This window comes from Paenarthrobacter sp. NPDC018779, assembly GCF_044391085.1.
Lineage (GTDB): Bacteria > Actinomycetota > Actinomycetes > Actinomycetales > Micrococcaceae > Arthrobacter.
The window spans coordinates 1-23,997 of the sequence record NZ_JBIRZS010000036.1; the positions used below are offsets into that span (position 1 = coordinate 1).

General features: G+C 62.8%; 21 protein-coding genes and 1 tRNA gene. 12 read left to right on the plus strand and 10 right to left on the minus strand.

Annotated features, from left to right (window positions below):
• Nucleotides 1–376: 376 nt before the first annotated feature.
• From ACH488_RS21075 to ACH488_RS21090, 4 genes are all read left to right on the plus strand, one after another.
• Nucleotides 377–1,945, plus strand: a complete 1,569-nt coding sequence (locus ACH488_RS21075; protein WP_397326537.1) for an NCS1 family nucleobase:cation symporter-1 — start codon at nt 377–379, stop codon at nt 1,943–1,945.
• Nucleotides 1,946–2,032: 87 nt separating this feature from the next.
• Complete coding sequence (locus ACH488_RS21080) at nt 2,033–2,776, plus strand: aspartate/glutamate racemase family protein (protein WP_397326538.1); 744 nt, start codon at nt 2,033–2,035, stop codon at nt 2,774–2,776.
• A gap of 22 nt (nt 2,777–2,798) precedes the next feature.
• On the plus strand, nt 2,799–3,566 hold the full coding sequence (locus tag ACH488_RS21085) for an SDR family oxidoreductase (RefSeq protein WP_397326539.1): 768 nt from the start codon (nt 2,799–2,801) through the stop codon (nt 3,564–3,566).
• Between the two features lie 325 nt (nt 3,567–3,891).
• On the plus strand, nt 3,892–5,379 hold the full coding sequence (locus ACH488_RS21090; protein WP_397326540.1) for a cation:dicarboxylate symporter family transporter: 1,488 nt from the start codon (nt 3,892–3,894) through the stop codon (nt 5,377–5,379).
• An 82-nt stretch (nt 5,380–5,461) separates the two neighbouring features.
• On the opposite strand, the gene ACH488_RS21095 is transcribed toward ACH488_RS21090, so the two are convergent.
• Entirely contained in the window at nt 5,462–5,860 is a 399-nt protein-coding gene (locus ACH488_RS21095; protein ID WP_397326542.1) for a sterol carrier family protein, read from the minus strand.
• A gap of 46 nt (nt 5,861–5,906) precedes the next feature.
• Nucleotides 5,907–6,923, minus strand: coding sequence for an asparaginase (locus ACH488_RS21100; RefSeq protein ID WP_397326544.1), 1,017 nt, complete (start codon nt 6,921–6,923; stop codon nt 5,907–5,909).
• A 93-nt stretch (nt 6,924–7,016) separates the two neighbouring features.
• Here ACH488_RS21100 and purD point away from each other — a divergent pair, with 93 nt between their 5' ends.
• Both purD and ACH488_RS21110 read left to right on the plus strand, forming a co-directional pair.
• Nucleotides 7,017–8,327 carry a phosphoribosylamine--glycine ligase gene (purD, locus tag ACH488_RS21105; RefSeq protein WP_397326558.1) on the plus strand — a complete coding sequence of 437 codons (1,311 nt, stop codon included), beginning with the start codon at nt 7,017–7,019 and terminating at the stop codon, nt 8,325–8,327.
• A 2-nt stretch (nt 8,328–8,329) separates the two neighbouring features.
• Nucleotides 8,330–9,268 (plus strand): phosphoribosylaminoimidazolesuccinocarboxamide synthase, encoded by a 939-nt coding sequence (locus ACH488_RS21110; protein WP_397326545.1) that lies wholly within the window; start codon nt 8,330–8,332, stop codon nt 9,266–9,268.
• A gap of 87 nt (nt 9,269–9,355) precedes the next feature.
• On the opposite strand, the gene ACH488_RS21115 is transcribed toward ACH488_RS21110, so the two are convergent.
• On the minus strand, nt 9,356–10,624 hold the full coding sequence (locus ACH488_RS21115) for a helix-turn-helix domain-containing protein (RefSeq protein ID WP_397326546.1): 1,269 nt from the start codon (nt 10,622–10,624) through the stop codon (nt 9,356–9,358).
• 129 nt (nt 10,625–10,753) lie between these two features.
• Between ACH488_RS21115 and ACH488_RS21120 the strand changes: the two genes are divergently transcribed.
• The gene (locus ACH488_RS21120; RefSeq protein WP_397326547.1) at nt 10,754–10,978 is read left to right on the plus strand and encodes a hypothetical protein; all 225 of its coding nucleotides are present in this window, start codon (nt 10,754–10,756) and stop codon (nt 10,976–10,978) included.
• Between the two features lie 81 nt (nt 10,979–11,059).
• On the opposite strand, the gene ACH488_RS21125 is transcribed toward ACH488_RS21120, so the two are convergent.
• The 6 genes from ACH488_RS21125 to ACH488_RS21150 all read right to left on the minus strand — a co-directional run bounded on the left by ACH488_RS21125 (nt 11,060) and on the right by ACH488_RS21150 (nt 19,299).
• Nucleotides 11,060–11,491 (minus strand): LysM peptidoglycan-binding domain-containing protein, encoded by a 432-nt coding sequence (locus ACH488_RS21125; RefSeq protein WP_397326548.1) that lies wholly within the window; start codon nt 11,489–11,491, stop codon nt 11,060–11,062.
• 581 nt (nt 11,492–12,072) lie between these two features.
• Nucleotides 12,073–12,149: transfer RNA gene (locus ACH488_RS21130), tRNA-Pro, on the minus strand.
• A 109-nt stretch (nt 12,150–12,258) separates the two neighbouring features.
• Nucleotides 12,259–14,091 (minus strand): ABC transporter ATP-binding protein, encoded by a 1,833-nt coding sequence (locus ACH488_RS21135; protein ID WP_397326549.1) that lies wholly within the window; start codon nt 14,089–14,091, stop codon nt 12,259–12,261.
• Nucleotides 14,088–15,887 carry an ABC transporter ATP-binding protein gene (locus tag ACH488_RS21140; protein WP_397326550.1) on the minus strand — a complete coding sequence of 600 codons (1,800 nt, stop codon included), beginning with the start codon at nt 15,885–15,887 and terminating at the stop codon, nt 14,088–14,090. Before ACH488_RS21140 ends, ACH488_RS21135 begins: the two co-directional genes overlap by 4 nt.
• A 151-nt stretch (nt 15,888–16,038) precedes the next feature.
• Nucleotides 16,039–16,986 carry a metallophosphoesterase gene (locus tag ACH488_RS21145; RefSeq protein ID WP_397326551.1) on the minus strand — a complete coding sequence of 316 codons (948 nt, stop codon included), beginning with the start codon at nt 16,984–16,986 and terminating at the stop codon, nt 16,039–16,041.
• Between the two features lie 3 nt (nt 16,987–16,989).
• Nucleotides 16,990–19,299, minus strand: a complete 2,310-nt coding sequence (locus tag ACH488_RS21150; protein ID WP_397326552.1) for a transglycosylase domain-containing protein — start codon at nt 19,297–19,299, stop codon at nt 16,990–16,992.
• 37 nt (nt 19,300–19,336) lie between these two features.
• On the opposite strand from ACH488_RS21150, the gene ACH488_RS21155 reads away from it, so the two are divergent.
• Genes ACH488_RS21155 through ACH488_RS21165 form a run of 3 tightly spaced genes read left to right on the plus strand, consistent with a single transcriptional unit; the run spans nt 19,337 to nt 20,960 of the window.
• Entirely contained in the window at nt 19,337–19,492 is a 156-nt protein-coding gene (locus ACH488_RS21155) for a DUF4177 domain-containing protein (RefSeq protein WP_011775990.1), read from the plus strand.
• 2 nt (nt 19,493–19,494) lie between these two features.
• Nucleotides 19,495–20,031 (plus strand): RidA family protein, encoded by a 537-nt coding sequence (locus ACH488_RS21160; RefSeq protein ID WP_397326554.1) that lies wholly within the window; start codon nt 19,495–19,497, stop codon nt 20,029–20,031.
• A 17-nt stretch (nt 20,032–20,048) separates the two neighbouring features.
• Nucleotides 20,049–20,960, plus strand: coding sequence for an NUDIX hydrolase (locus ACH488_RS21165; protein ID WP_397326555.1), 912 nt, complete (start codon nt 20,049–20,051; stop codon nt 20,958–20,960).
• Between the two features lie 190 nt (nt 20,961–21,150).
• Here ACH488_RS21165 and ACH488_RS21170 read toward each other — a convergent pair whose 3' ends face one another.
• A complete protein-coding gene (locus ACH488_RS21170) occupies nt 21,151–21,828 on the minus strand; it encodes a Crp/Fnr family transcriptional regulator (protein ID WP_003797871.1) in 678 nt (225 codons plus the stop codon).
• 233 nt (nt 21,829–22,061) lie between these two features.
• Between ACH488_RS21170 and ACH488_RS21175 the strand changes: the two genes are divergently transcribed.
• Nucleotides 22,062–23,246, plus strand: a complete 1,185-nt coding sequence (locus ACH488_RS21175) for a MarP family serine protease (RefSeq protein ID WP_397326556.1) — start codon at nt 22,062–22,064, stop codon at nt 23,244–23,246.
• Between the two features lie 131 nt (nt 23,247–23,377).
• Nucleotides 23,378–23,833 carry a type II 3-dehydroquinate dehydratase gene (aroQ, locus tag ACH488_RS21180; protein WP_397326557.1) on the plus strand — a complete coding sequence of 152 codons (456 nt, stop codon included), beginning with the start codon at nt 23,378–23,380 and terminating at the stop codon, nt 23,831–23,833.
• The last annotated feature ends 164 nt before the right edge of the window (nt 23,834–23,997 follow it).

The following is a 23,997-nucleotide window of genomic DNA, read 5'->3' on the forward strand; positions in this document are numbered from 1 at the left end:
CACTCCGCGGTCTCTTCCGGATCACGATCAGGCAACTGGGCAGTCAACCCACTAAGGATGTGTGAGGTCTCTTCTCCTGCAGCCACGTCCAACCTCTCTTCATTGAATGTCTGGGCGCTTGCTCTGTGGGGGCGCTCATGGAATTTCGTATTGTGAGAATAAAATTCTGCAATTCGAGATTACGCACGCCGGCTGGGCAGCGTCAATACGGATTGCGGGACCGCTACAGTCAACTCCTGTCTGCTGCGCCAATCAACAGAATGTGACCCGTCATACAGTTCAACCCTTGACGCGACGTGACCTGAGTCATAGAGTTCTTTCACTATTCAATAACTTGTTTTCATAATGTGGAAACAGTACGAAGTGGAGATCCACGATGCAGACGACTTCATCAGTCGGCGTCACTGGGACCCCGGAAGAAGATGAGCACCAAGGTGGGCACCACCTGCTTTCCGTAGGAAATACGGAACTCTGTGCCATCGCTTCCGAAGCCTCAGGCCGTACCATCAGCCCCAGCCTCTACAACATTGACCTCGCACCCACCAAGGCCAAAGGCCGAAAGTGGACCAGTTACAGCATCTTTACCCTCTGGGCCAACGACGTCCACAGCCTGGGTAACTATGCCTTTGCCATCGGCCTGTTCTCGCTGGGGCTGGGCGGTTGGCAGATCCTGGTTGCCTTGGGCATCGGAGCCGTGTTGCTCTTTGCCCTCCTGAACTTCTCCGGCTTCATGGGCCAGAAGACGGGTGTTCCGTTCCCCGTCATGAGCCGCATCAGCTTTGGTATCCGTGGCGCCCAGATCGCCAGCCTGGTCCGTGGCGCCGTCGCTGTCGCCTGGTTCGGCATCCAGACCTACCTTGCCTCCGTGGTGCTGCGCGTCCTGCTGGTTGCCGTTGCCCCGGGCCTCAAGGACCTGGACAGCAACTCCATCCTGGGCCTTTCCACCCTTGGCTGGTTCTCCTTTGTTGCCCTGTGGATCGTCCAGTTGGTCATCGTGAGCTTCGGCATGGAAATGATCCGTAAGTACGAGGCCTTCGCCGGGCCCATCATCCTGGTCACCATGGCCGCCATCGCCGTGTGGGTCTTCATCGAAGCAGGCGGGGCCATCCAGTGGTCCGGCATCAAAGGCCTCGAAGGTACCGAGATGTGGCTGACCATCTTTGCCGGCGGTGCCCTCTGGGTTTCCATCTACGGCACGTTCGTCCTGAACTTCTGCGACTTCACGCGGTCCTCCACCTCCAAGAAGTCCATCGTCAAGGGCAACTTCTGGGGCATTCCCATCAACATGCTGGTCTTCGGAGCCATCGTTGTGATCATGGCCGGCGGGCAGTACAAGATCAATGGCACGGTCATCGAGAGCCCTTCGGACATTGTCCAGAGCATCCCGAACACGCTCTTGCTGGTCCTCGCTTGCCTTGCCCTGCTGATCCTGACCATCGCGGTGAACCTGATGGCCAACTTTGTGGCTCCCGTCTACGCGCTGACCAACCTGTTCCCGCGGCACCTGAACTTCCGCCGGGCTGCCTGGGTCAGTGGCACCATCGGCCTGGTCATCCTGCCCTGGAACCTCTACAACAACCCGATCGTCATCGTGTACTTCCTCGGTGGCCTCGGCGCCCTCCTCGGCCCGCTGTTCGGCGTGGTCATGGCCGACTACTGGCTGGTCCGTCGCGGCAAGGTCAACGTCCCCGAGCTCTACACCGAGGATCCCAAGGCTGCGTACTTCTACAAGCGGGGCGTGAACCCCAAAGCGATCATCGCCATGATCCCGGCAGCGGCACTGGCCATCGCCATCGCCTTCCTCCCGGGGCTGGCAGCCGCGGCTCCGTTCGCCTGGTTCATCGGCGCAGGCCTCGCCGCACTCACGTACTTCGCCGTGGCTGACAAGAAGCAGCAGCACGAAGACGTCTCCGGCGAGCCGATCGCCGTCGCCAGCACCCACTAAAGCATCAGCAAAGGTGATGCCCGCCCTCCTGGCTTCCGAATCCCTGCGGACGCCGGCGAGGGCGGGCATGGCCGTTGAGAGGAAACCATGCGCATCCTGGTCGCAAACGTGAACACCACCCAGTCCATGACCGATTCCATCGCGGCCCAGGCACGGGCCGCCGCCGCGCCCGGCACGGAAATCATCGGCATCACCCCGCGCTTCGGCGCTGATTCCTGCGAAGGAAACTTCGAAAGCTACCTGGCTGCCATCGCCGTCATGGACGCAGTGGTCAACTATCCGGAGCCGTTCGACGCCGTCATCCAGGCCGGCTACGGCGAACACGGCCGGGAGGGTCTCCAGGAACTCCTCGACGTCCCGGTAGTGGACATCACCGAGGCAGCCGCCAGCACTGCGATGTTCCTCGGCCACAAGTACTCCGTGGTCACCACCCTGGACCGGGCCGTTCCGCTCATCGAAGACCGCCTCAAGCTGGCTGGACTCGATGCCCGCTGCGCGTCGGTGCGGGCCAGCGGCATGGCCGTGCTGGAGCTCGAAGAACACCCGGACCGCGCCGTGGAAGCAATCGTCGGCCAGGCCGAGGAAGCCGTCAGCAAGGACCACGCCGAAGTGATCGTCCTGGGCTGCGGTGGCATGGCCGGGCTGGATGACCAGATCCGCCAGCGCACCGGCGTTCCCGTAGTGGATGGCGTCGCCTCGGCCGTCACCATCGCCGAGTCGCTCGTCCGCCTGGGCCTCTCCACGTCCAAGGTCCGCACCTACGCCGCACCGCGCCCCAAGACTGTCATAGGCTGGCCGATAACTCCCGCGGCCCAGACCGCCGCACGCTAAGGCCATCCCGAAAGGCAACCATATGACTGACCCCAGCCTGCCCTCCGACCCGAGGGTCGCCGTCGTCACCGGGGCCGGTTCCGGCATCGGCAGGGCGGTTGCCCGGCTCATGCTCGCCGAGGGCTACCGTGTTGCCCTGGCGGGCCGCCGCGAGGAGCAGCTGCTGGAGACGGCGGAGGGTCACCCCGAGGCGCTTGCGGTGCCGTGCGACGTAACAGTGCCCGACGACGTCGCCCGCCTTTTCGGTATGGTGCGCCAGCGCTGGGGTCGGGTGGACGTCCTCTTCAACAATGCTGGCATCTTCGGGCCCTCAGGCGACGTGGGCGATTTGGATGTGGCGGAGTGGGAGGCCACGCTGCGCGTCAACGTGACTGGCTCCATGCTGTGCGCCGCCGAGGCGGTCCGGACCATGAAAGCCCAGTCACCACAGGGTGGGCGGATCATCAACAACGGATCCATCTCCGCGCACTCACCCAGGCCCAGGTCCGTGGCCTACACCGTCACCAAGCATGCGATGACCGGCCTGACCAGGAGCATTGAACTTGATGGCCGGGCCTTCGGCATCACATGCGGGCAGATCGATATCGGCAACACCCGCACTGAAATCATGGACACCATCGGCGTTGGATCGGGTGCGCTGCAGGCCGACGGGTCACGCAAGGTGGAGCCGATGTTCCCGGTAGACGACGCCGCCCGGGCCGTGCTCCTCATGGCCAACATGCCGGCGTCGGCCAGCGTTGGCTCCCTGGTGGTGACTGCGGCAGGGATGCCCTTCGTAGGCCGAGGCTAGGGAGCGGCCCACAACCTCCACCCCAGAGGCCCCTGCGGCCCCCTGCCGTCCCAGCCGGGCCAGCCCACCCGGCTGCGGCCAACCGTGCCGCCACGACCAACTTTGCCGCTGCCAAGCCCCCGAATCGCCGTATATCCCGGCGATTCGGGGGCTTCCCCATGTCAAAGAAGGTGGTGGCGGCACGCCACCCTTGGCATACCAAACCAATCATGACTTCCATATTATGGAAAAGCTTTTTCCCCTTGCGGAATGATGTGAGCAGGATTACATTGAAAAACATCCCCCGAAAATGAGGGGCTGTTCCCAAACTGATTGGTTCAGATCAATGAAGATCCCAGACTCTGCGGCGCTGAAGGCGAGTTCGGCCCCGCGGAAGAAGAAGCCACTGTATAAGTCGCTCTTCTTCCAAATTCTGATCGCCGTCGTCGCAGGTGTGCTCATCGGTCATTTTTGGCCGAATATAGGGTCCACCCTCCGGCCGTTGGGCGATGGATTCATTCAACTCATCAAGATGATCATCGCCCCGCTGATCTTCCTCGTGATCGTCACGGGCATCTCAGCGGTTGGCGACGTCAAGGCGGTCGGACGAGTCGGGGTCAAAGCACTCCTCTACTTCACCGGCGCTACCCTCTTCGCCCTGGTCTTTGGGCTCATTGTGGGCAACATCGTCCAGCCGGGCGCCGGGCTGAATATCGATCCGTCCACGCTCTCCCAGGATGCCCTCAACGCCAAGACCGGCAACGCTCCGCCCAAGGACGCCGCTGCCTTCCTCCTGGATGTCATTCCCACCAGCGTGATCGGCGCTTTCGCCAACAACAGCCTGCTTCAGGTGCTGTTCTTCTCGGTCTTCTTCGGCGCAGCCATCGTGGTCATCGGCCGTGAGCGTTGCATGCCCGTCATCAGCCTCATGGAAACCGTGCTGGAACTGATCTTCAAGATCATGTCCTGGATCATGAAGGTTGCCCCGATCGGTGCCTTCGGTGCCATGGCGTTCATCATTGGCCAGTACGGTCTCGGAACGCTCAGTACCTACGCACTCCTGATCGCCTCTTGCTACGGCGCGGCCATCGTCTTCATCGGCCTGCTGTTCCTGGTGGCGTGGGGCTTCGCGAGGGTTCCGCTGTGGCAGTTCCTCAAGTACACCCGCGAGGAATTCCTGCTGGCACTCGGCACGGCCTCCACCGAGGCCGTCATGCCCCGCATCATGACCAAGCTGACCAATGCCGGCTGCTCCCGGGCCACCACCGGCCTGGTGGTTCCGACGGGTTACTCCTTCAACCTGGACGGCGCAGCGATCTACCTCTCGATTTCGCTGCTGTTCCTTGCACAGGCCTTCGGCCACAACCTGGACCTCGGCCAGCAGTTGGCTGCCCTGGGTGTGCTGCTCCTGACCTCCAAGGGCATGGCCGGCGTCCCGGGCTCATCGTTCCTGGCCCTCTCCGCAACGGCTGCGGCCCTGGGTATCTTCCCGGTCGCCGGCGTGGCGCTCCTCCTCGGAGCCGACCGCCTCATGGACTCCATGCGCGTCGTCGTCAACCTGTTGGGCAACTGCGTGGCCACGTTCGTGGTGGCCAAGTGGGAAGGCCAGTTCGACCGCAGCGTCATGCTCCGCGCCTTCAAGGGTGAAATCACCAACGAGGACTCCGCCATCATGCTCGGCAAGGAAGACGTGTATGAAGAGCAGGAACTCGAGCGCATCAGCGGAGGCCAGAACCCGTCGCCAAAGTTCCGCGGCGGCCCCACCAAGGACAACATCCCGCAGTTTGAGATGAGCAAGAAGGGCCAGGCCGAAACCCCGGTCTGCCCGGACTGACCCTGGTTCACCGAAAACACTGACGGAACAGCTGCCGGCGACCCCTCCACCAAGGGGCGTCGGCCGCCGTCGTTAAAGGCAGTTACAGGGGGAGCAGCGCCGAGAGGTCAGCGCGCAGTCCCGAGGCAGCCACCCGACCGGCCGCTACTGCGTCCCCCCACGAGATCCTTCCCGTCACCAGCTCAAGCCAGGTGGCGCCGTCGGTCTCGATGACGTTCGGGGGTGTGCCGCGCGTGTGCCGCGGGCCCTCCACGCATTGCGTCACGCCGAACGGCGGCACGCGGACCTCTACGGAATTGCCCGGCGCGCGGGCGGTGACTTCCTCCAGGGAGTAGCGGACCGCCGTCGCAATGGTTGAGCGCGACGGCGGGGTGGCACCTTCCGCAGTGCCGGAACCGCCGGAGGGCCCGACGGCGGTTTGCCAGGCTTCCAGCGCGGCGCGGCCCTCCTGGATGTCGATGCGGCGTCGTGCAACTGCCATGGTGAAACTCTCTCCTCTGTCTGACTGGCTGACGGAATTGGTCGCGTTAGCCGAGCATTGCGGACACAGCGTGACCCAAACGGATCTTTCCCACTTGCCGTCCGCCGCCAAGCACTGGTTCCACTACGCGCTCCAGGACGTTGGACACAGCAGGAATATCCACGGCGCCGCTGACGGCCAGGAGCGTCAGGCCTATCAGGGATGTGGCGCGGAGGTTGCCGTCCAATACCTTGACGGCAACAGTGGCGCCCGTTGGGGTGGCGAGGACCAGCACGCCTTCCGCGCCGATCTTGGCCAGGACCTCCAACTCTTCCATGACGATCGTGTTGGCCTCGCCCTTGCCCTGCACGGCCCACGGGTAGTCCAGCATGGACGTGGCGATGGTGGCGGCGCGGGCGTTGGACGCAGGGTCGCCGGGGGCCTTCGCCAGCCGGGAGTAGGCCCGCGCCAGGCCTGTCAGGGAGATCGCGGCAACGGGGGCTCCACAGCCGTCGATGCCCAGGTGCGCGATCGGCTCGCCGCTGTATTCCTCGATCACGGCGCGTACGCGTTGCTGCAGGGGGTGGTTCGGCTCAAGGTAGCTGCGGAGGTCCCAGCTGTTCTCCACGCAGGCCCACAGGAAGGCCGCGTGCTTGCCGGAACAGTTGAACGCGAGCTTCGACTCTCCGCGCTCGGAGCGGACCAACCAGTTCCGGGCCGTCTCGTCCTGCGGCCAGGCAGCGGGGCATTGGAGTTGGTCCACGCGGAGCCCGGCGGCCTTGAGCATGCCCTCCACCACGTCCATATGGTCCAGGGAACCGGTGTGGCTGCCGCACGCGACGGCCACTTGGGCGCCACGCAGCGGAACGCCGGCCTGCATGGCCGCGAGGGCCTGGAATGGTTTGAGAGTGGAGCGGGCCATGATGGGCGCGTCAATGTCGCCGAGGCTCGTGACTACATTTCCGTCGCCGGACAGGACCACCGCTGCGCCGATGTGCCGTGACTCGATGAAACCGCTGCGTTCGATCACTGCAAGTTCGACGGCGGACTCAACAGTAAAAGTTTCATGGGAACTCAGTGGCATGAGCCAAGTCTAGGGCGCTGGCGGGGGTCATCCCGTTCCGGCAACCGACACACCTTAGGACTCGCGCGGCTTCACAAAGTACCCTTGAGGACTGTGAAGGTACTCGTCATTGGCCCAGGCGGCCGCGAACACGCCATTGTCCGCTCTCTGCTTGAAGACCCCAACGTTTCCGAGGTCCACGCGGCACCCGGCAACGCGGGCATCAGCAAACTGGTCCCCACGCACGCAATCGACGGGAACAACCCTGAAGCCGTGTCTGCCCTCGCCACCAAGCTGGCCGTGGACCTGGTTGTAGTCGGTCCGGAAGCTCCCCTGGCCGCAGGTGTCTCGGATGCCGTGCGCGCTGCCGGTATTCCAGTCTTCGGACCCAGTAAGGAAGCTGCCCAGCTTGAAGCCTCCAAGGCGTTCGCCAAGCAGATCATGGCGGAAGCCGGAGTCCCCACTGCGATGGCCCGTGTTGCCGTGAACGCCGAGGAAGCGGCCGATGCCCTGGATACCTTCGGCGCTCCCTATGTTGTGAAGGACGACGGCCTCGCAGCAGGCAAGGGCGTTGTCGTCACCAAGGACCGTGCAGAGGCCCTGGCCCACGCGCAGGCTTGCTTCGACGCCGGCGGAACCGTGGTGATCGAGGAATTCCTGGACGGCCCGGAAGTTTCCCTGTTCGTCCTCTGCGACGGCCGCACCACCGTGCCGCTGTCCCCGGCGCAGGACTTCAAGCGCATCTTCGACAACGACGAAGGCCCCAACACCGGTGGCATGGGCGCCTACACTCCGCTTGAGTGGGCTCCGGAAGGCTTGGTCCAGGAGGTCATCGACCGCGTGGCGCAGCCCACCGTGGACGAGATGGCCCGCCGCGGCACCCCCTTCATCGGTGTCCTCTACTGCGGCCTCGCCCTGACCTCCCGCGGTACCCGTGTGATCGAGTTCAACGCACGCTTCGGCGACCCGGAAACGCAGGCTGTCCTGGCCCGCCTCAAGACGCCGCTCGGTGCGCTTCTCTTGGCAGCTGCCAAGGGCGAACTGGACACGGCAGAAGAGCTGCGCTGGTCCAAGGACACGGCTGTCGCCGTCGTCGTTGCCGCCGAAAACTACCCGGACACGCCCCGCACGGGCGACCGCATCCGCGGACTGAAGAAGGTTGACGAGCTGGACGGAGTCCACGTTGTCCACGCCGGCACCAAGCTGGACGACGAAGGCAAGGTTGTCTCCGCCGGTGGCCGCGTCCTCGCGGTGGTGGCGCTCGGTTCCGATCTGGTTGAGGCCCGCGAAAAAGCGTACGACGGCGTGGAGCTGGTTCAGCTGGAAGGCTCGCAGTTCCGCACGGATATTGCAGGCAAGGCCGCCCGCGGCGAAATCCGGGTGCCCTACACGGCTACCGGCACCATCCCGAAAGTACAGGCCTGAGCATGACTGAATCCCTTCCCACCGGCGGTTTCGAAACCGAGGCGCTGCAGCTTCCGGGCTGGACGCACGTCTATTCCGGCAAGGTTCGCGACCTCTACGTTCCGGCCGATGAGTCCATTACCGAAAAGTTCGGCCAGGATTGCGTCCTGGTGGTGGCCAGTGACCGCATCAGCGCCTACGACCACGTGCTGAGCAGCGAAATCCCGGACAAGGGCCGCATCCTCACGCAGCTGAGCCTGTGGTGGTTCGAGCAGCTGGACGTGGAACACCATGTCCTCGCTTCCACTGTTGAGGGCGGCGTTCCGGCCGAGGTTGAGGGCCGGGCCATGATCTGCAAGAAGCTGGACATGTTCCCGGTGGAATGCATCGCCCGCGGGTACCTGACGGGTTCGGGCCTGGCCGAATACAACGTGTCCCGGACCGTGTGCGAGATTCCCTTGCCCGAGGGACTTGTTGACGGCTCGCGCCTGGAGACCGCGCTGTTCACGCCGTCCGCCAAGGCCGAGGTGGGCGAACACGACGAGAACATCACCTACGACGACGTCGTGGCGATGGTTGGCGATGACATCGCCGCGCGCCTGAGTGAGCTCACGCTGAAGATCTACACCCGCGCCGAGGAGATCGCCCGTGAACGCGGCATCATCCTTGCGGACACCAAGGTGGAGTTCGGCATCGATGCGGGCACCGGCGTGATCACGCTCGGTGACGAAGTCCTGACCCCGGATTCCTCGCGGTTCTGGGATGCGTCCACGTATGCCCCCGGCAAGTCGCAGCCTTCCTATGACAAGCAGTACGTCCGTGACTGGCTGACGTCCGCCGAGTCAGGCTGGGACAAGGCCTCGGACACTCCGCCGCCGGCTCTTCCCGCGGACGTCGTGGAGCGCACGCGTGCCCGCTACGTTGAGGCTTACGAGAAACTGACGGGCCGCACCTTCGCGTAACCCCCACCTTCGCATGACCCCACCCAACTGACTGGCAGTAGTTGTTGTTTTGAGCTCAGAACAACAACTACTGCCAGTCAGTTTGGGTTAAACGGCTTCCGTGTGCGACGCGGCCGCGCGGCGTTCAGCGAGGCGGATTTCCAGCACGGCATCCATGGCCTGCTGCACCCGGTCCGAAGCGCCGGCGGCACTGAAATCGTGCTGGGCTTCTTCCAGGAAATGCAGGGCCTCGGACGTTTCGCCGGCAGCCTTCAACGACTTGCCCAGCAGCAACGACACCTCACCGGCAGTGTGGCGGGCCAGGGCCTTGCGGTCCTGGTAGATTTCGCGGAGCTTTTCGACGGCGGCAGGAATGTCCCCGGTCAGGTACAGCCAGCGGGCGCGAATGAAGGCGACTTCCAGCTGGTCTGTCTTGTTGCCGCCCACAATCGACAACGCCAACTCTGCCCGCTCGATCGCGGACAGCGTTTCCGGCTCCACAATGCCCGACGACAAGCGGACCGCCGCGGAGGCCTTGTTGAAACGGGCCCACAGCTCAATGTCGTTGGCGGGGGAGAGGAGCTTTGCTGCACGTTCGTGGTGCTTGATGCCCTCGGCGTAGTCGTGCCGCATGAAGGCCACGTTGCCTACAACCCACGCCACCTCGCCAGCCAGCTGCGACATGGAGTGCTCGTCCATGTGCTCGATCATGGCCAGGCAGTATTCCCACGCTTCGTCCAGCTTGCCACTCTCCGCAAGGGCGCCGATCAGTGCGCGGTGCGCACCGATGATCAACGTGGAGCCCTTGGGCAGCTGCTCGCACAGCTTCACGGCTTGCTTTGCATGCTCGACGGCGGTAGCCAGCTGCCCTTGTCCGTGACACACAGCGGCAAGCATCTGCCAGGCACGAACTCCCAGGCCGGCGGATTCGGTGGCCATGGGGTGCTCCAGCAGGTGTTCCACGATCTGCTGGCATTCCTTGAGCAAGCCTTGCTTCATCACGCACTCGGCCTGCATATACGTCATGTTCCACCAGGCACTGTTGTTCTTGGCTTCCAAGGCAATCTGCGCTGCGGTGGCTGCATGCGTTGCGGCGAGCGGATAATCACGCAAGTCCCAGGCCTGCCGGGCGTAGAGACCCGCCAGGACGTACTCAGCATCGCTGACGGAGACGGGTTGGCTCCAGGCTTCCAGCGCCTTGGGGGCCAGTTCGAGTCGGCGTGCGAGCTCTTCGATGACCTCGGCCGTAGGCTCACGCCGACCGGTCTCCAGAAGGGAGATGTAGCTCGGGGAATACAGGTTTTTGCCCAGCTCAGCCTGGGTCAATCCGCGTTCGAGCCGTTCGGCACGCAACTTCTCGCCGAATCCGTTTCCCACGGGTCCCTCCTCCTGAACATGTCTCTGCGACAGATACCCTTGACAGTCTCTGTGGAAAACATTTTACAATGTATGTCAACAGGGACCGTGTAATTTCCGTAACGAATCCGACTCGCATTGGGGAACACTATGTTCAAGAAAATCGCCGCTTCGGTGGCATTGGCAGGCGCTCTTGCGTTCACGGTTGCGGCTCCCGCAGTCGTCTCCGCGGCATCGTCCGTGGATTCCAACTCTTCCGTCAGTGCCATTGGCAACTGGCCGGATCCGATGCGCGCCAGCGTGTCGGCACCGACGAAGTCAACGGACACCACCTACACCACGTCATCGATCGGCAACTGGCCCGACCCGATGTAAGCAACACCTTGGAAGAAACCCCGGAGCAAACGAGCTGCTCCGGGTTTCTTTTTGCATGTGGCGCGGCCTCAAGGGCTGTGCTCAAGCTTCCGGCTTGTTGATCGGGTTCACCAAGGACAGGCTGATGGTCTGCCCAGGGGTGAGTTCGCCGCTTGGGAGATCGACGTACGAAAACCACGAGCCACCCGTGCCGCTTGAAGGCCTGTTGGCCGCCCTCAGGTCCGTGATCGCAAACCGGAATGACACCTGGCTTTCGGTGTCTCCAGTGGCGGTGGTGTAGGTCAACGGAACTCCATTGGAGTCGGCCGTGAATTCGCCCCGTGCTTTCTCGATTTTCAGCTCCCCCGGAATGAGGCACACTTTGGTGCCGGCTGGAATGGTTTTGTTTGCTGAAAGAGCAGGGTTGTAGAGCAGTATCTGTTCCGTGGTGGAACGGAACTGGTAACCGAGGCTGTCGAAAGAATCTCCTTCGACGGTGGTGTAGAAGATCGCTTGGCCAAAGGAATTGTTCACCGTGGCTCCCCGTCCGGCCCTTGCGTCCACGGGGTTCTTCTGCAGGACGATCGCGTGTCCCTCGCGGATGAAGTACGTATTCCCCCGCTCGCTGACATAGGGAACCTTGTTGGCTTCCGCTAATTCGTCGGCGCTTAGACCGAAGCGAAGGAGAACCCGTCCAAGGTGTCCCCCGCCTCGATCGTGTAGGTCCTTGGAATCCCTGTGGAATCCAGGACTACGCTCCCTTGTGCGCCAGTCATGGAAGCCCCCGCTGTTGGGACCGTCGCTTGCTTGGTGGTCGGCGCCGGCGTTGTTGGCTGGGCGGGTGACTCATCGCTGGTTTGCGGTTTGGCGGAAAGGACGTCCGCTGACTGGTCTCCGAAAGTGCAAGCGGCCAGAGTCAGTGAAAGCAAAGTGGCCACCGCAGCGATTTTCCAAGCCGGAGCTTCGTTGACGCGGAATGGGCCGATGCTGGATTTGTTTATGATGTGAGCCCCCCAAAGCCCTGAATATGCTTACTGCGCAAACTCCACGCAGACTTTGTTGAGCCTACTGGAAAAACAAAAATGGCGCCGATTTCTCGACGCCATTCTCGTTATTGGTCGGGATGACAGGATTTGAACCTGCGACCTCTTCGTCCCGAACGAAGCGCGCTACCAAGCTGCGCTACATCCCGATCCGCTGCGAAAGCAACTGTTCAAGGATAGCTGAATCGGTGCCGGATGCGAAATCGGGGGAGCGGTGTCCCTCGTCACAACAGCACCGCCAGCCCCAGCGACTGACAGCTAGACCAGCGAGTCCTTCCAGGCCCCATGCAGCCGTGCGAACCGGCCGCCACCCGAGATGAGTTCGGCGGGCGTTCCGTCCTCCACGATGCGGCCGTCATGGACCACCAGCACGCGGTCGGCGGTCTCAACCGTAGACAATCGGTGCGCGATGATGATGGCGGTCCGGGCGTTGTTGGAGCCCGCAACGCCCTCCAAAAGGTTCGCCAGTCCCTGCTGCACCATTCGTTCCGAGGGGATGTCCAGGGAAGAAGTGGCTTCGTCGAGGATCAGTACCGCGGGAGCGGCAAGGAATGCGCGGGCGAAGCCGATGAGCTGCCGCTGTCCCGAGGAAACCCGCCCGCCGCGCTTATTCACGTCGGTGTCGTACCCGTCGGGAAGTCCCATGATGAACTCGTGTGCACCCACAGCCGCAGCTGCTGCCTCTATCTCGGCCCGTGAGGCTTCAGGACGGCCAAGGGCGATGTTGTCGGCCACGGAACCGCTGAACAGGAAGGCTTCCTGGGTCACCATCACCACGGCGCGGCGCAGGTCGGTGGTGGAGAGATCGCGCAGATCCACGCCGTCCAGGGTGATGGATCCGGACGTGACGTCGTAGAAGCGGGCAACCAGCTTCGCTAACGTGGATTTGCCGGCACCCGTTTGACCGACCAACGCGACGGTCTGGCCAGCCGGGATATGCAGGTCCAGGGTCGGGACAACAACTGAGCTGTCGTTGTAACCGAACTCCACGCCGTTGAAGTCGATCTCCCCGCGTGGCTGCTTCAACGCCACGGCGTTCTTCGGCGGTCGAACCGTGGGAACTTCTTCCAACAGGCCAGACACCTTCTCCAACGCTGCCTGCGCGCTCTGGAACGAGTTGTAGAACATGGCCATCTGGTCCACCGGCTGGAAGAAGCGCTTGGTCGAGAGAATGAGCGCGAGCAGCACACCCACGGCCAACTCGCCATTGAGGACCCGGAAGCCGCCGAACAACAACACAACAGCCACGCACACGTTGCCGATCAGTACCAGGCCGGGCTGCAGAACACCGTTCAGGAAGATGGAGCGAACGGTGTTCTTGCGGTAGGCCTCCGCCACCTCTCCGTACTGCTCAGCGTTCTCGCGTTCCTTGCGGAAGGCCTTGACGGCGCGGATACCGGTCATGGTCTCCACGAAATGCACGATCAACCGGGCAGAAACAACCCGGGACTCACGGAAGGCGATCTGCGAATGCTTCTGGTACCAGCGGGCAAGGAAGAACATAGGCACGCCGGCCCCGAGCATGATCAAGCCACTTCGCCAGTCCAGGGCGAACACCGTACAAGCGGTGAAAAGCATGAAAAGTATGCCGGAAGCCAAGGAGCTCACGCCGGAATCGAGGAGTTCGCGGAGGGCCTCCAAGTCCGAGGTCTGCCGGGCGATGATCCGGCCCGAGGTGTACTTCTCGTGGAACTCGAGGCTGAGCCGCTGCGTATGGCGGAATACCCGGACCCGCAGATCCAGCAGCATGGCCTGACTCAGCTTCGCGGTTGAGGTCACGTACAGGGCCGTCATTCCCGCGGTGGCAATGGCCGCAGCGATGTACAGGACGCCCACCAGCACCAGTGATCCGTTGTCCCCGGATTGCAGAGCGGGCAGCGCGTGGTCAATGCCGAAAGCAATCAGCGCCGGCCCGGCCACCCGGGTGAGCTGCGAAACGATGACCATCACAAGCGTCAGCCAGAAACGCAACCGTACTGGCCGGATCAGCGAGGCAAGCAAGGCGAGCGACCGGCGTCGTACGGCTTTGCTGTCTGCCTTCGAGAGGAGGGTGTTGTCCTCGTTCGCGGTTCCAAACGTTGTGGCGCTCAACGGGTGGCCTCCTCAGCGTCTTCGAGATCCTGCAGTTCGCTGTCGAGGTCCTTCGGGCCGGTATCCAGGCTCGCGATGACGTAGCGGTAGTGGGCGTTATCGGCCAACAGTTCCGTATGGGTCCCGACGGCGGTGATGGTTCCGTTTTCGAGCAGGGCCACCCGGTCCGCCAACGCCACGGTGGAGGGCCTGTGCGCAACAATGAGCGTGGTGGTGTCGTGGAGGACATCGCGCAGCCGTGCCTCGACGCGCTCTTCCGTGTTCACATCCAACGCCGAGAGCGGATCGTCCAGCACCAGGACCTTGGGCTTGGCCGCGATGGCACGCGCCAAAGCGATCCTCTGCCGTTGACCGCCGGAGAGGCTGAGCCCCTCTTCGCCGATGAGCGTGTCCACGCCCTCGGGCAGGGAGTAGGCAAACTGGGCTTGGGCAACATCGAGTGCTTCGTCCAACGCTGCGTCAGTGGGGTCCGGCGCACCGAGCAGCACGTTGTCCCGGACGGAACTGGAGAACAGCGTGGTGTCCTCGAAAGCCACGGCAACGATCCGGCGGAGTTCCTCAAGATCGAAGTTCCGAACATCAACGCCGTCGATGGTCACGGATCCCTCAGTAACGTCGTAGAGCCGGGGGACCAGCTGCAGCAGGGCGCTCTTTCCGCTTCCCGTGATGCCCACGAGGGCCATGGTTTCGCCGGGCCGGATGTCCAGGTTCAGGTCGCGCAGGAGGGTCCCGCCGTCGTCGAACCCGAAGCCCGCGTGTTCAAAGCGCAAGGCGCCTTTCGCAACGGTCGGTACCTCGGTTTTTTCGGGCGAGGTGATGGTGTTCTTCGTGTCCATGACCTCAAAGTGGCGGTCCAACGCAGTCTTCGCCGTCAACGCCATGGCCAGGAGCATGCCCGAGAATTCCACCGGAGTGGCCACCACGGCGGCGGTCGCGAAGAATGCCACGAGCGAACCGATGCTCAGCTGGCCGCTCGCCGCGAGCATGATGCCCACCACCAGCCCCACGCCCAGCGCGAGCTCCGGCAGCAGCGTCACCACCAACGTAAAGCCGGCCTGCTGCTTGGCCTTGGCGATCTCGGTCTGCCTGAGTTCTTCGGCTTGGCCGTTGAAGTTCTCCAAGGCTTCCCGGCTGCGACCAAAGGCTTTCAAGACGCGGATACCGTGGACGGATTCCTCGACCGTGGTGGCGAGGTCGCCGGCCTGGTCCTGGCTCAAGCGGGTGACCAGGCTGAAGCGGCGACGGAACCGGAACGAGTTGATCATGATCGGCACTGCGGCAGCGAGGAAGATCAGCGCCAACTGCCAGCTCATGGTGAACATGACCCCGACGCCGATGATCACCGTCAGTGTGGTGACCACCAGCATGATCGCGCCGAACGCCATCCAGCGGCGCAGGAAGCTGAGGTCCGTCATGGCGCGGGACAGCAGCTGCCCGGAACCCCAGCGGTCGTGGAAGCTGACGGTGAGCTGCTGAAGGTGACCGTACAGGGAAACGCGCATTTTCGTTTCCACTGTGGTTGCCGGGTTGATCACGAACTGCCGGCGCAATGCCACCAGCCCGGCTTCCCCCACACCAAGCGCCAGAATTACGACGGCGGCAATCCAGACTGCGCCCGGGTCGCCGCCGGGTTCCAACGAGTTGTTGACCAGGACCCTCAACACTTGGGGGATGGCCAGCGCAACAATGCTGGCCAGGAGGGCGCAGAGGAGGCCCATGAACAGCCGGGGCAGGATGGGCCGAACATGGGGGTAGAGGCGGCCGACGGAGGTGAAAAATGACGTTTGCTTGGACATGCCCGCTTCTCAACAGCTGGATCTTCAGATGGTGCGGAGGTAGTTTCCCGTAGCAACTACCCTATGCCATGCCGTGATTCGTTTCACAGGTCCGCGCAACGTCGGTGAAATGTTTGACCCAGTTATTGGGGATCGTAATGGCGGGCTGCGTTTAGTTACGGGACGTGAGAGTCAGCAGGACAGCTTCCGGGCGGCAGGCTATGCGGACGGGAGCGAAGCGCGAAGTGCCGATGCCGCCCGAGACGTTCACCGGCGTCACGAATCCGTCGCTTTCCCAATCGTGCAAGCCTTTGGCACGCCACGTCGGGAGGTCGCAGTTGGAGACCAGGGCGCCGTAACCCGGAATGCAGATCTGGCCGCCGTGGGTGTGTCCAGCGAGGATCAGATCAGCTTCGGCTTCAGTGAAGTGGTCGAGGACGCGTTGGTATGGAGCATGGATGACCGCGACCTTCAAATGCGGGCGGGCGTCCTGGTTCCTGGTGCCTCGGGGCCAGCCAGCGTAGCGTTCGCGCTTCAGGTGCGGATCATCGACGCCCGAGAAATCGAAGCGGAGCCCGTTCAGCACCACGGACTGGGAGCGGTTGGTCAGTTCGATCCAGCCACCCATTCCAAAGGCGCTGCGCAGCTTGGGCCAGTCGAGCCTGATGGGGTCTGTCTTGGGCCTTGACGGACCGCGGAAGTAGCCGGCCGGATTCTTGATCCGAGGCGCGTAGTAGTCGTTGGACCCCGGCACGAAGACGCCGGGGAACTCCATGAGGGGGCGGAGGGCCTCGACCAGCGGATCAATGGCCTTCACATGGCTCAGATTGTCGCCCGTGTTGACCACGAGGTCCGGATTGAGTTCGGCCAACGAGCGAAGCCATGCAGCCTTCTTGTCCTGGCCGGGCACGAAGTGGATGTCACTGAGGTGGAGGACCCGGAAGGGCTCGAATCCGTCCGGAAGGATCGGCAAAGTCTCGTGCCTGATCCCGAACTGGTCCTTCTCCCACCAGCCGTACGCAGCGGCCGCTGCGCCTGCCGTGGCGCCGATTGCGGTAGTTACGGCGAAACCGCGCCCGACGGTGCGGACGCGGTTTGCCAAGGAATCACGGAAGGTCACTCTTTAGTCCTTGCCGGGGCCGTCGTTGTTGCCATTCCCATTACCGTTATTGCCGTTGTTACCGGTCCCCGTAGAGGGGGCCGTGGACGGTGTGTTGTTGGACGGGGTGGATGGCGTCGTATTGCGCTGGACGGTGCCTCCGCCAAGAAGGTTCGACGGCGGCTGTTGGAACGGGTTGGTGCCATAGGCCGGGGCCACGGACAGCATGTAGTTGGTGAACTGCGGACCGGCAATCATGTAACCGTCGATCGACTGGTAAAACTTGCCGTTGACCGTCAGGTTCCGGCCCGGACGGGACTGGTCACCCAGCGGGTCGCCGAACCAGGAAGCAGTTGCCAGGCCCGTGGTGTAACCGACAACCCAGGTGGAACCGTTGGTGTCGTTGGTGCCGGTCTTGGCAGCAACCGGGAAGTTGCCCTTGGTGGAAAGCGACGGACGGATCAACGAGCCCGAACCAGCGTTCAGCACTTCCTGCATTGCGTAGGCCACACCTCTTGCCACTTCTGGTTTGACCGCGTCCTTGCAGTTAGAAGACTGTGCTGGGAGGTCAGCACCGGACTGGTCCTTCACCGAGGTGATGGCAATGGGCTCGCAGTACTTGCCGTCGGCGGCAAACGTTGCGAAGGCGCTGGCCATGGTCAGGGGAGCGGTCTGGGTGGAACCGATGAGGTTGGCAAGAGTGGTCATAGTGACCTTCGGGTTTGGATCCGTGATCTTGCCGGTGTCATCCCGAGCGGGGAGTCCGCCGTGGATACCCGTTGCGTCTACAATCTTCTGGATTCCACAGAGATCTACCTGTGCAGCCGACGCAAAGGTAGCCGTGTTAATGGAGTTCATGAGGCCGTAGAGGACTGTCATGTTCCGGTAGTAACCCTCATCGGAGTTCTGCAAATCAAAGGTTCCGTTGGTGGCGTCATACCAGCCGACAGTCGGCGTATCGCAGGTGTTCTTCCAGGGGAAGTTTTGGGGGTACCGCCGGACCGAAGCATTGATGTTCTGGTTCATCGACTTGCCTTCGTTCAGCCATTCGGCGAACGTGAAGGGCTTCATCGTCGAACCAGGCTGGAACCCGCCGATGCCGTTGAGGTCGTTGCCCTTGGCATCCATGACGTCGACGTTGAAGTTCTGGGTTTGATCGAACTTGCCCTCTTGCGGGAGCCACACGGTGTTCTGGGCCATGCTGACGATCTGGCCCGTGCCCGGCTGGACGGAGGTGATCGAAGCGCCCCACTTGTCCGGGTTGGCGCCGGCGGTGCCGTCTACCTGCTGCTGCGCAACGGCCTGGGCTGTGGGGTCGAGGGTGGTGCGGATGGTCAGACCGCCGCGCATGATGCGCTTCTCGCGGTCTTCCTGGGTGTCTCCATAGGCCGGGTTGTTGAAGAGCAGATGCAGCACGTAGTCACAGAAGTACGGAGCCATGGTGGCGTAAGCGCAGCCCTGGCGGGCTGGTGTCACCTTGGTGGTAACCGGAGTGGCTACAGCTTCGTCGTGCTCAGCCTGGGTGATCTTCTTCTGGGCGAGCATCGCGTTGAGGACAAGGTCACGCCGCTTCTTGGAGTTGTCCGGGTTGGTGATCGGATCGAACGCGGAAGGGCTGTTCACAAGGCCGGCCAACAGGGCAGCCTGTGGAAGTGTCAGGTCCTTGGCCGTGGTGCTGAAGAAGAACTTGGAAGCTGCTTCAATGCCGTAGGCGTCACGGTTGAAGAAGACGATGTTGAGGTAACCCTCAAGGATCTGCTCCTTGGAGAACTTCTTCTCCAGGGCGATCGCGAGCTTCATTTCCCGAAGCTTGTCTCCTACACCCTTATTAACACCGTTGAGCAGCACGTCTTCACTCTTGCCTGAAGAAACCAGTGACTCGTTGATGACGTTGTTGACGTACTGCTGGGTGATGGTGGAGGCACCCTGCTTGTTGCCGCGGGCCGTGCTGACGATGGCTCGCATAATGCCTGTGGTGTCGATGCCGCCGTGCTCATAGAACCGGCTGTCCTCAATAGCGATGACAGCGTCCTTGATGTACGGACTCATCTGGTCCAGCGGAACCTTGGTACGGTTCTCCGCGTAGATGGACGCAATGGGCGATCCATCCTTGGCCAGAATCGTGGTGTTCTGGCTGGGCGGGTCCACTTGGAGTTCCGCCGGGAGCGTGTCAAAGAACTGGATGGAACCACTGGCGGCACTGCCCGAGACGGCGGCGGCCGGGACCAGGAGTCCGGCCACCAGGACGCCACAAATCGCGCTCACGCCAAGGAAACCGAGAATCTTTCCGAGGGTGGTGGCAGTGTCGAATATGGGGTTCTTGCGAGTCACCATGTTTTCCACTTTACCGGCAAGGGCTAGGCTTTCTGTCATGACCAAATGGGAGTACGCCACGATTCCGCTCATCATCCATGCCACAAAGCAGATCCTGGACCAGTGGGGCGAGGACGGCTGGGAGCTTGTACAGGTCGTCGGTGGACCCGATGGCAAAGGCCTTGTCGCATACCTTAAAAGGGAGAAGCAGTAACCATGACCACCCCCGCAGAAACCACGTCTGCCGCGGAATCCGGCGCTCCGACGTCCGCCGTTGAACAGCGCCTCGCCGAGCTCGGACTGACCCTCCCCGAGGTGGCCGCTCCGGTTGCCGCCTACGTTCCGGCCGTCGTCTCCGGCAACTACGTTTACACCTCCGGACAGCTGCCCTTTATTAACGGCAAACTCGAAGCTACGGGCAAGGTCTCCACCGGAGAACTTGGCCACTCTGACGAGCCCACTGTGGACCCCGAGGACGCCAAGCGCTACGCCGCCGTCTGCGCCATCAACGCCCTCGCCGCGGTCAAGAGTGTCATTGGCGACCTCGACCGCGTCACCCGGATCGTCAAAGTTGTTGGATTCGTCTCATCGGACCCGACGTTCACCGGCCAGCCCGGCGTCATCAACGGTGCCTCCGAGCTCCTGGGCCAGGTCTTCGGTGACGCAGGCAAGCACGCACGTTCCGCCGTCGGCGTTTCCGTCCTGCCGCTCGACTCGCCTGTCGAGGTCGAGCTCATTGCTGAATTCAGCTAAGGAACCGGTTCACCCAATTGCCGCAACTTGCTCGTCGCCTGTTTGTCTTGCCTCCGGAACTCGAAGGCGCAGCACAGAACTGGCTTGAACTTGGTGAGCGGACCCCCAGGGCCGCCCGCTACGCATCATCTGTTGTCCTTTTGCGCGATTCGCCCACCGGCTTGGAGACGTGGCTGGGTTACCGGCCCGGCTCCTCGCCGTTGGGCGTTCTCGCCTTCCCCGGCGGGTCCTTGGACCCGTCCGACGACGATCCGGTCGGTTGGATTGGTCCCTCACCCCAGCATTGGGCTGAGCAAATGGGAACGGACGACGTCGGACTCGCCCGCCGTCACGTGGTGGGCGCCATTCGGGAACTCTTCGAAGAAACCGGTGTCCTCCTCGCTGGCCCTGACGCTTCCTCAACGGTTGAGGCCAACTCCACCGTTGAGTGGATGAAGGCCCGCGAGGCCGTCGCAGCCCAGGAGAAGTCCTTCACTGAGGTACTGGCCAAGCGCGGACTGTCGCTGCGGACCGATCTCTTGAAGCCGCTGGTCAACTGGCTCAGCCCGGATTTTGCGCACTTCCGTTTCAACACCCGCTACTTTGCTGCCACGGTGCCCATCAACCAGCAGCCCAGCATCCTGGGCAGCAAGGGCGTGTGGGGCCGCTGGGTGAATGCCGCAGAGGCCATCTCCCTCCGGGAAACCAGTGCGTTGGGCGACGAGGTGGCCCAGGCGAACACGGTTGGTCTCACCCTCGGGCAGCTTCTGGTTCCGGGCTCGGAGATCATGCTGGAGAAGATGGCCCACGCCAACGGCTGCATCGCGTACCTCAGCTACAAGCGCAAGGCCCATGTGTACCAGCCGCAGTTGGTGGATCAAGCCGGGGAGCTCATGCTCGAGGTCGAAGCCGCCCGGACGGTAGCCGGCGAACCCCAGCGCGAACGCTAACCCCACCCCGGACGCTCTCTCACGACACCCCGTGTGTCCCCGGACGCTCTCTCACGACACCCCGGCTTGTGGCGGACGCTCTCTCACGACACCTCGGGTTTCACCGAACGCTCTCTCACCGGCCGCCAAACGCACAACAAAAAAGCCGCCCCGGTTCCAACGAACCGGGGCGGCTTTCCCGTTATAAGTCCTAGCGGGAGCGCTGGCGCAGACGCTGCATGTCCAGAATCACCACGGCGCGTGCTTCGAGGCGCAGCCAACCGCGCTGGACGAATTCGGCCAGTGCCTTGTTGACGGTTTCGCGGGAAGCGCCCACCAACTGGGCCAGTTCCTCCTGCGTGAGTTCGTGGGCAACCAGCACGCCGTCGGTAGCGGGGCGGCCGAAGCGGTCTGCAAGGTCCAGAAGGGCCTTGGCAACACGGCCGGGAACGTCCGAGAAAACGAGGTCGGACAGGGAGTCGTTGGTGCGGCGCAGGCGGCGGGCCAGGGCCTGCAGCAACTGGGCGGAAACCTCCGGACGGGTGCGGAGGAGGGAGTTCAGGCTCTCGTTCTTCAGGCCTGCCAGGCGCGTTTCGGAAACTGCCGTGGCGGTTGCCGTGCGGGGGCTCGGATCGAAGAGTGCCATCTCGCCGAAGAGTTCACCCGGGCCGAGGATGGCCAGCAGCGACTCGCGGCCGTCAGGCGACGTACGGCCGAGCTTCACCTTGCCGGAAACAATGAAGTAAAGCTGGTCACCCTGGTCGCCTTCGCGGAACACCGATGCTCCACGTGAAAGGTCCACCTCGGTGAGTTCATCCGTCAGCAAGCGGAATGCGTCGTCGTCAAGGGTGGCGAAGAGGGGTGCGCGGCGCAATACCTCGATGTCCATGAAGTCTCCTGAGAATAAGTTTCGGTCGTGGCGCTTCAGCCATTGTTTCAGAATTTTTAGAGTTCTGTGACGTACTTGGCACGCGAAACGCTGAAATCACGCGGATTTCGTCCTCCCTCGCCTGAGTTGGCGCGCAACAGGAGGCCATGAACGGCACCCTATCGTGACCGGACTAACGGAATCCTGTCAGGGTGCCCCTCTAGAATTGGCGCTACCCGGCTAGAGGAGCATTGGTGTTTGGCTTGACCATTTTGGATTTGGCATTGATTTTGATGCTGTTGTCCTACCTGATCTATGGCCTGCGTAATGGCTTCCTGGTAACGCTGGGTGGTATTGCCGGATTCATTGTGGGCGCCATCTCAGCGTTTATTGCAGTGCCGCTCGTCAGCGGCTGGGTGAGCGACAGCGGCTGGAGGCTTACCGCAACGGTGGGTGCCGCCGTCGTGCTTATCGCCTTGGGCCACGGGCTGGGAACCATGATCGGCCGCCGCATCCGGCACGTAGTGCGGCTGAAACCGCTGCACGCCGTGGATCGCCTGGTGGGTGGCGTGGTCAGCGTGGTTGTTGCTGCCTTGGTGATGTCCATGCTGGCGTTCAGCATCAGTTCCTTGGGCGTGCCGTTCGTTTCCCAGCAACTGGCCCAGTCACGCGTGATTCGCTACATCGACTCGCTGACGCCCACTCCGGTCAAGAGCACCATGGCACAGTTGCGGTCCACGGTGATCGGCGACGGCATTCCCAAGTTGATCGAAGGCTTCGGCTCCGCCACTCCTGTCCAGGTTCCCAACGCCTCTACCGACACCCCGGCCCTCAACCAGGCCGCCCGGTCCGTGTTGAAGATCGCGGGCACGGCTTTCGAATGCGGACAGAACCAGACCGGATCCGGCTTTGTTGTCTCACCGGGCCGCGTGGTCACCAACGCGCACGTGGTGGCTGGCGTGGACCAACCGGTGGTGGAAGTGCCCGACGGCGGCGCGTTGCCGGGTCGGGTGGTCTACTTCGACCCCCAGCGGGATATCGCCGTGCTGGCCGTGGACGGGCTCTCAGCCTCGCCTCTTGCGCTGAGTGCGGACCTGCCTGACGGCAGCCCGGCGGCTTTTGCCGGTTACCCCCACGGCGGACCCTTCCAGTCGAAGCCGGCGACTGTCGAGGGAATCGCCACCGTCCTGGTACCTGACATCTATGGCAGCAACCCCTCGCCCGAGCAGGTCTACAAGCTTGCAGGCGACGTGCAACCGGGCAATTCTGGCGGCCCGCTGCTCACTACGGACGGCCAGGTTGCCGGTTTGATCTTCGCCAAGACAACCAGCAACGAGGCTCTCGGTTTCGCATTGACCATGGAGGACGTGCAGCCCGTCGCTGCGCAGGCCCCGGGCCTCAGCAACCCCGTGGGCTCCGGCCAGTGCACCCGCAAGTAGTCCGCACCCTCTCTCACCAAATCACCCTTTTTCCCGGACCCTCTCTCACATAATGGGTGTTTTTCCGGGATCCTCGCTCACCTGCCGGGCGCAATTCACGGAGGGTCCTGCGCCGCTATAGATTGGGTGCCATGACTCAAGCCACCGAAGCCGGCCGCGGCACCATCCTTGTTATCAACGGCCCCAACCTGAATCTCCTGGGCACGCGCGAACCCGAGAAGTACGGGACATCCACGCTGGCCGACGTCGAGCAGCTCGCGTTGTCCACGGCCGAATCGCATGGCTTCACGGTGGATTGCGTCCAGTCGAATCACGAAGGTGATCTCCTGGACGCAATCCACGCAGCACGGGGCACCGCCGTCGGGATTGTCATCAATGCGGGCGCCTTCACTCATACCTCAGTGGCACTTCGTGACGCGCTGGCCGCTGTCCAATTGCCCGCCGTCGAGGTTCACATCACCAACGTCCACCAGCGTGAGGAGTTCCGGCACCACTCGTACCTGTCCGGTGTCTGCCAGGCGATCATTGTTGGCGCTGGCGTGTTGGGGTACAAACTGGCCATCGATTACCTCGCGGATACCGTCTGACCCTTCACGGGTGATAGAGCGTCCGGTGGAAGGGGTCGTTCGGTGAGAGAGCGTCCGTCCGAAGGGGTCGTTCGGTGAGAGTGTCCCTATGTTTTTCGTCAAGCGGTTTTGGGTGTTTGGGCTTGGTAGAGGGTGCCGTCGCGGAGCATGGCGTAGAGGGTGTC

Excerpts from the sequence above, each read along its gene's own strand:
- ACH488_RS21120 (WP_397326547.1), top strand. The coding sequence starts at position 10,754 with ATGTTCAAGAAAATCGCCGCTTCGGTGGCATTGGCAGGCGCTCTTGCG.
- ACH488_RS21160 (WP_397326554.1), top strand. The coding sequence starts at position 19,495 with ATGACCACCCCCGCAGAAACCACGTCTGCCGCGGAATCCGGCGCTCCG.
- ACH488_RS21110 (WP_397326545.1), top strand. The coding sequence starts at position 8,330 with ATGACTGAATCCCTTCCCACCGGCGGTTTCGAAACCGAGGCGCTGCAG.
- ACH488_RS21085 (WP_397326539.1), top strand. The coding sequence starts at position 2,799 with ATGACTGACCCCAGCCTGCCCTCCGACCCGAGGGTCGCCGTCGTCACC.
- ACH488_RS21080 (WP_397326538.1), top strand. The coding sequence starts at position 2,033 with ATGCGCATCCTGGTCGCAAACGTGAACACCACCCAGTCCATGACCGAT.
- ACH488_RS21090 (WP_397326540.1), top strand. The coding sequence starts at position 3,892 with ATGAAGATCCCAGACTCTGCGGCGCTGAAGGCGAGTTCGGCCCCGCGG.
- ACH488_RS21075 (WP_397326537.1), top strand. The coding sequence starts at position 377 with ATGCAGACGACTTCATCAGTCGGCGTCACTGGGACCCCGGAAGAAGAT.
- ACH488_RS21170 (WP_003797871.1), bottom strand. The coding sequence starts at position 21,828 with ATGGACATCGAGGTATTGCGCCGCGCACCCCTCTTCGCCACCCTTGAC.
- ACH488_RS21150 (WP_397326552.1), bottom strand. The coding sequence starts at position 19,299 with ATGGTGACTCGCAAGAACCCCATATTCGACACTGCCACCACCCTCGGA.
- ACH488_RS21155 (WP_011775990.1), top strand. The coding sequence starts at position 19,337 with ATGACCAAATGGGAGTACGCCACGATTCCGCTCATCATCCATGCCACA.
- ACH488_RS21095 (WP_397326542.1), bottom strand. The coding sequence starts at position 5,860 with ATGGCAGTTGCACGACGCCGCATCGACATCCAGGAGGGCCGCGCCGCG.
- ACH488_RS21140 (WP_397326550.1), bottom strand. The coding sequence starts at position 15,887 with ATGTCCAAGCAAACGTCATTTTTCACCTCCGTCGGCCGCCTCTACCCC.
- aroQ (WP_397326557.1), top strand. The coding sequence starts at position 23,378 with ATGACTCAAGCCACCGAAGCCGGCCGCGGCACCATCCTTGTTATCAAC.
- ACH488_RS21100 (WP_397326544.1), bottom strand. The coding sequence starts at position 6,923 with ATGCCACTGAGTTCCCATGAAACTTTTACTGTTGAGTCCGCCGTCGAA.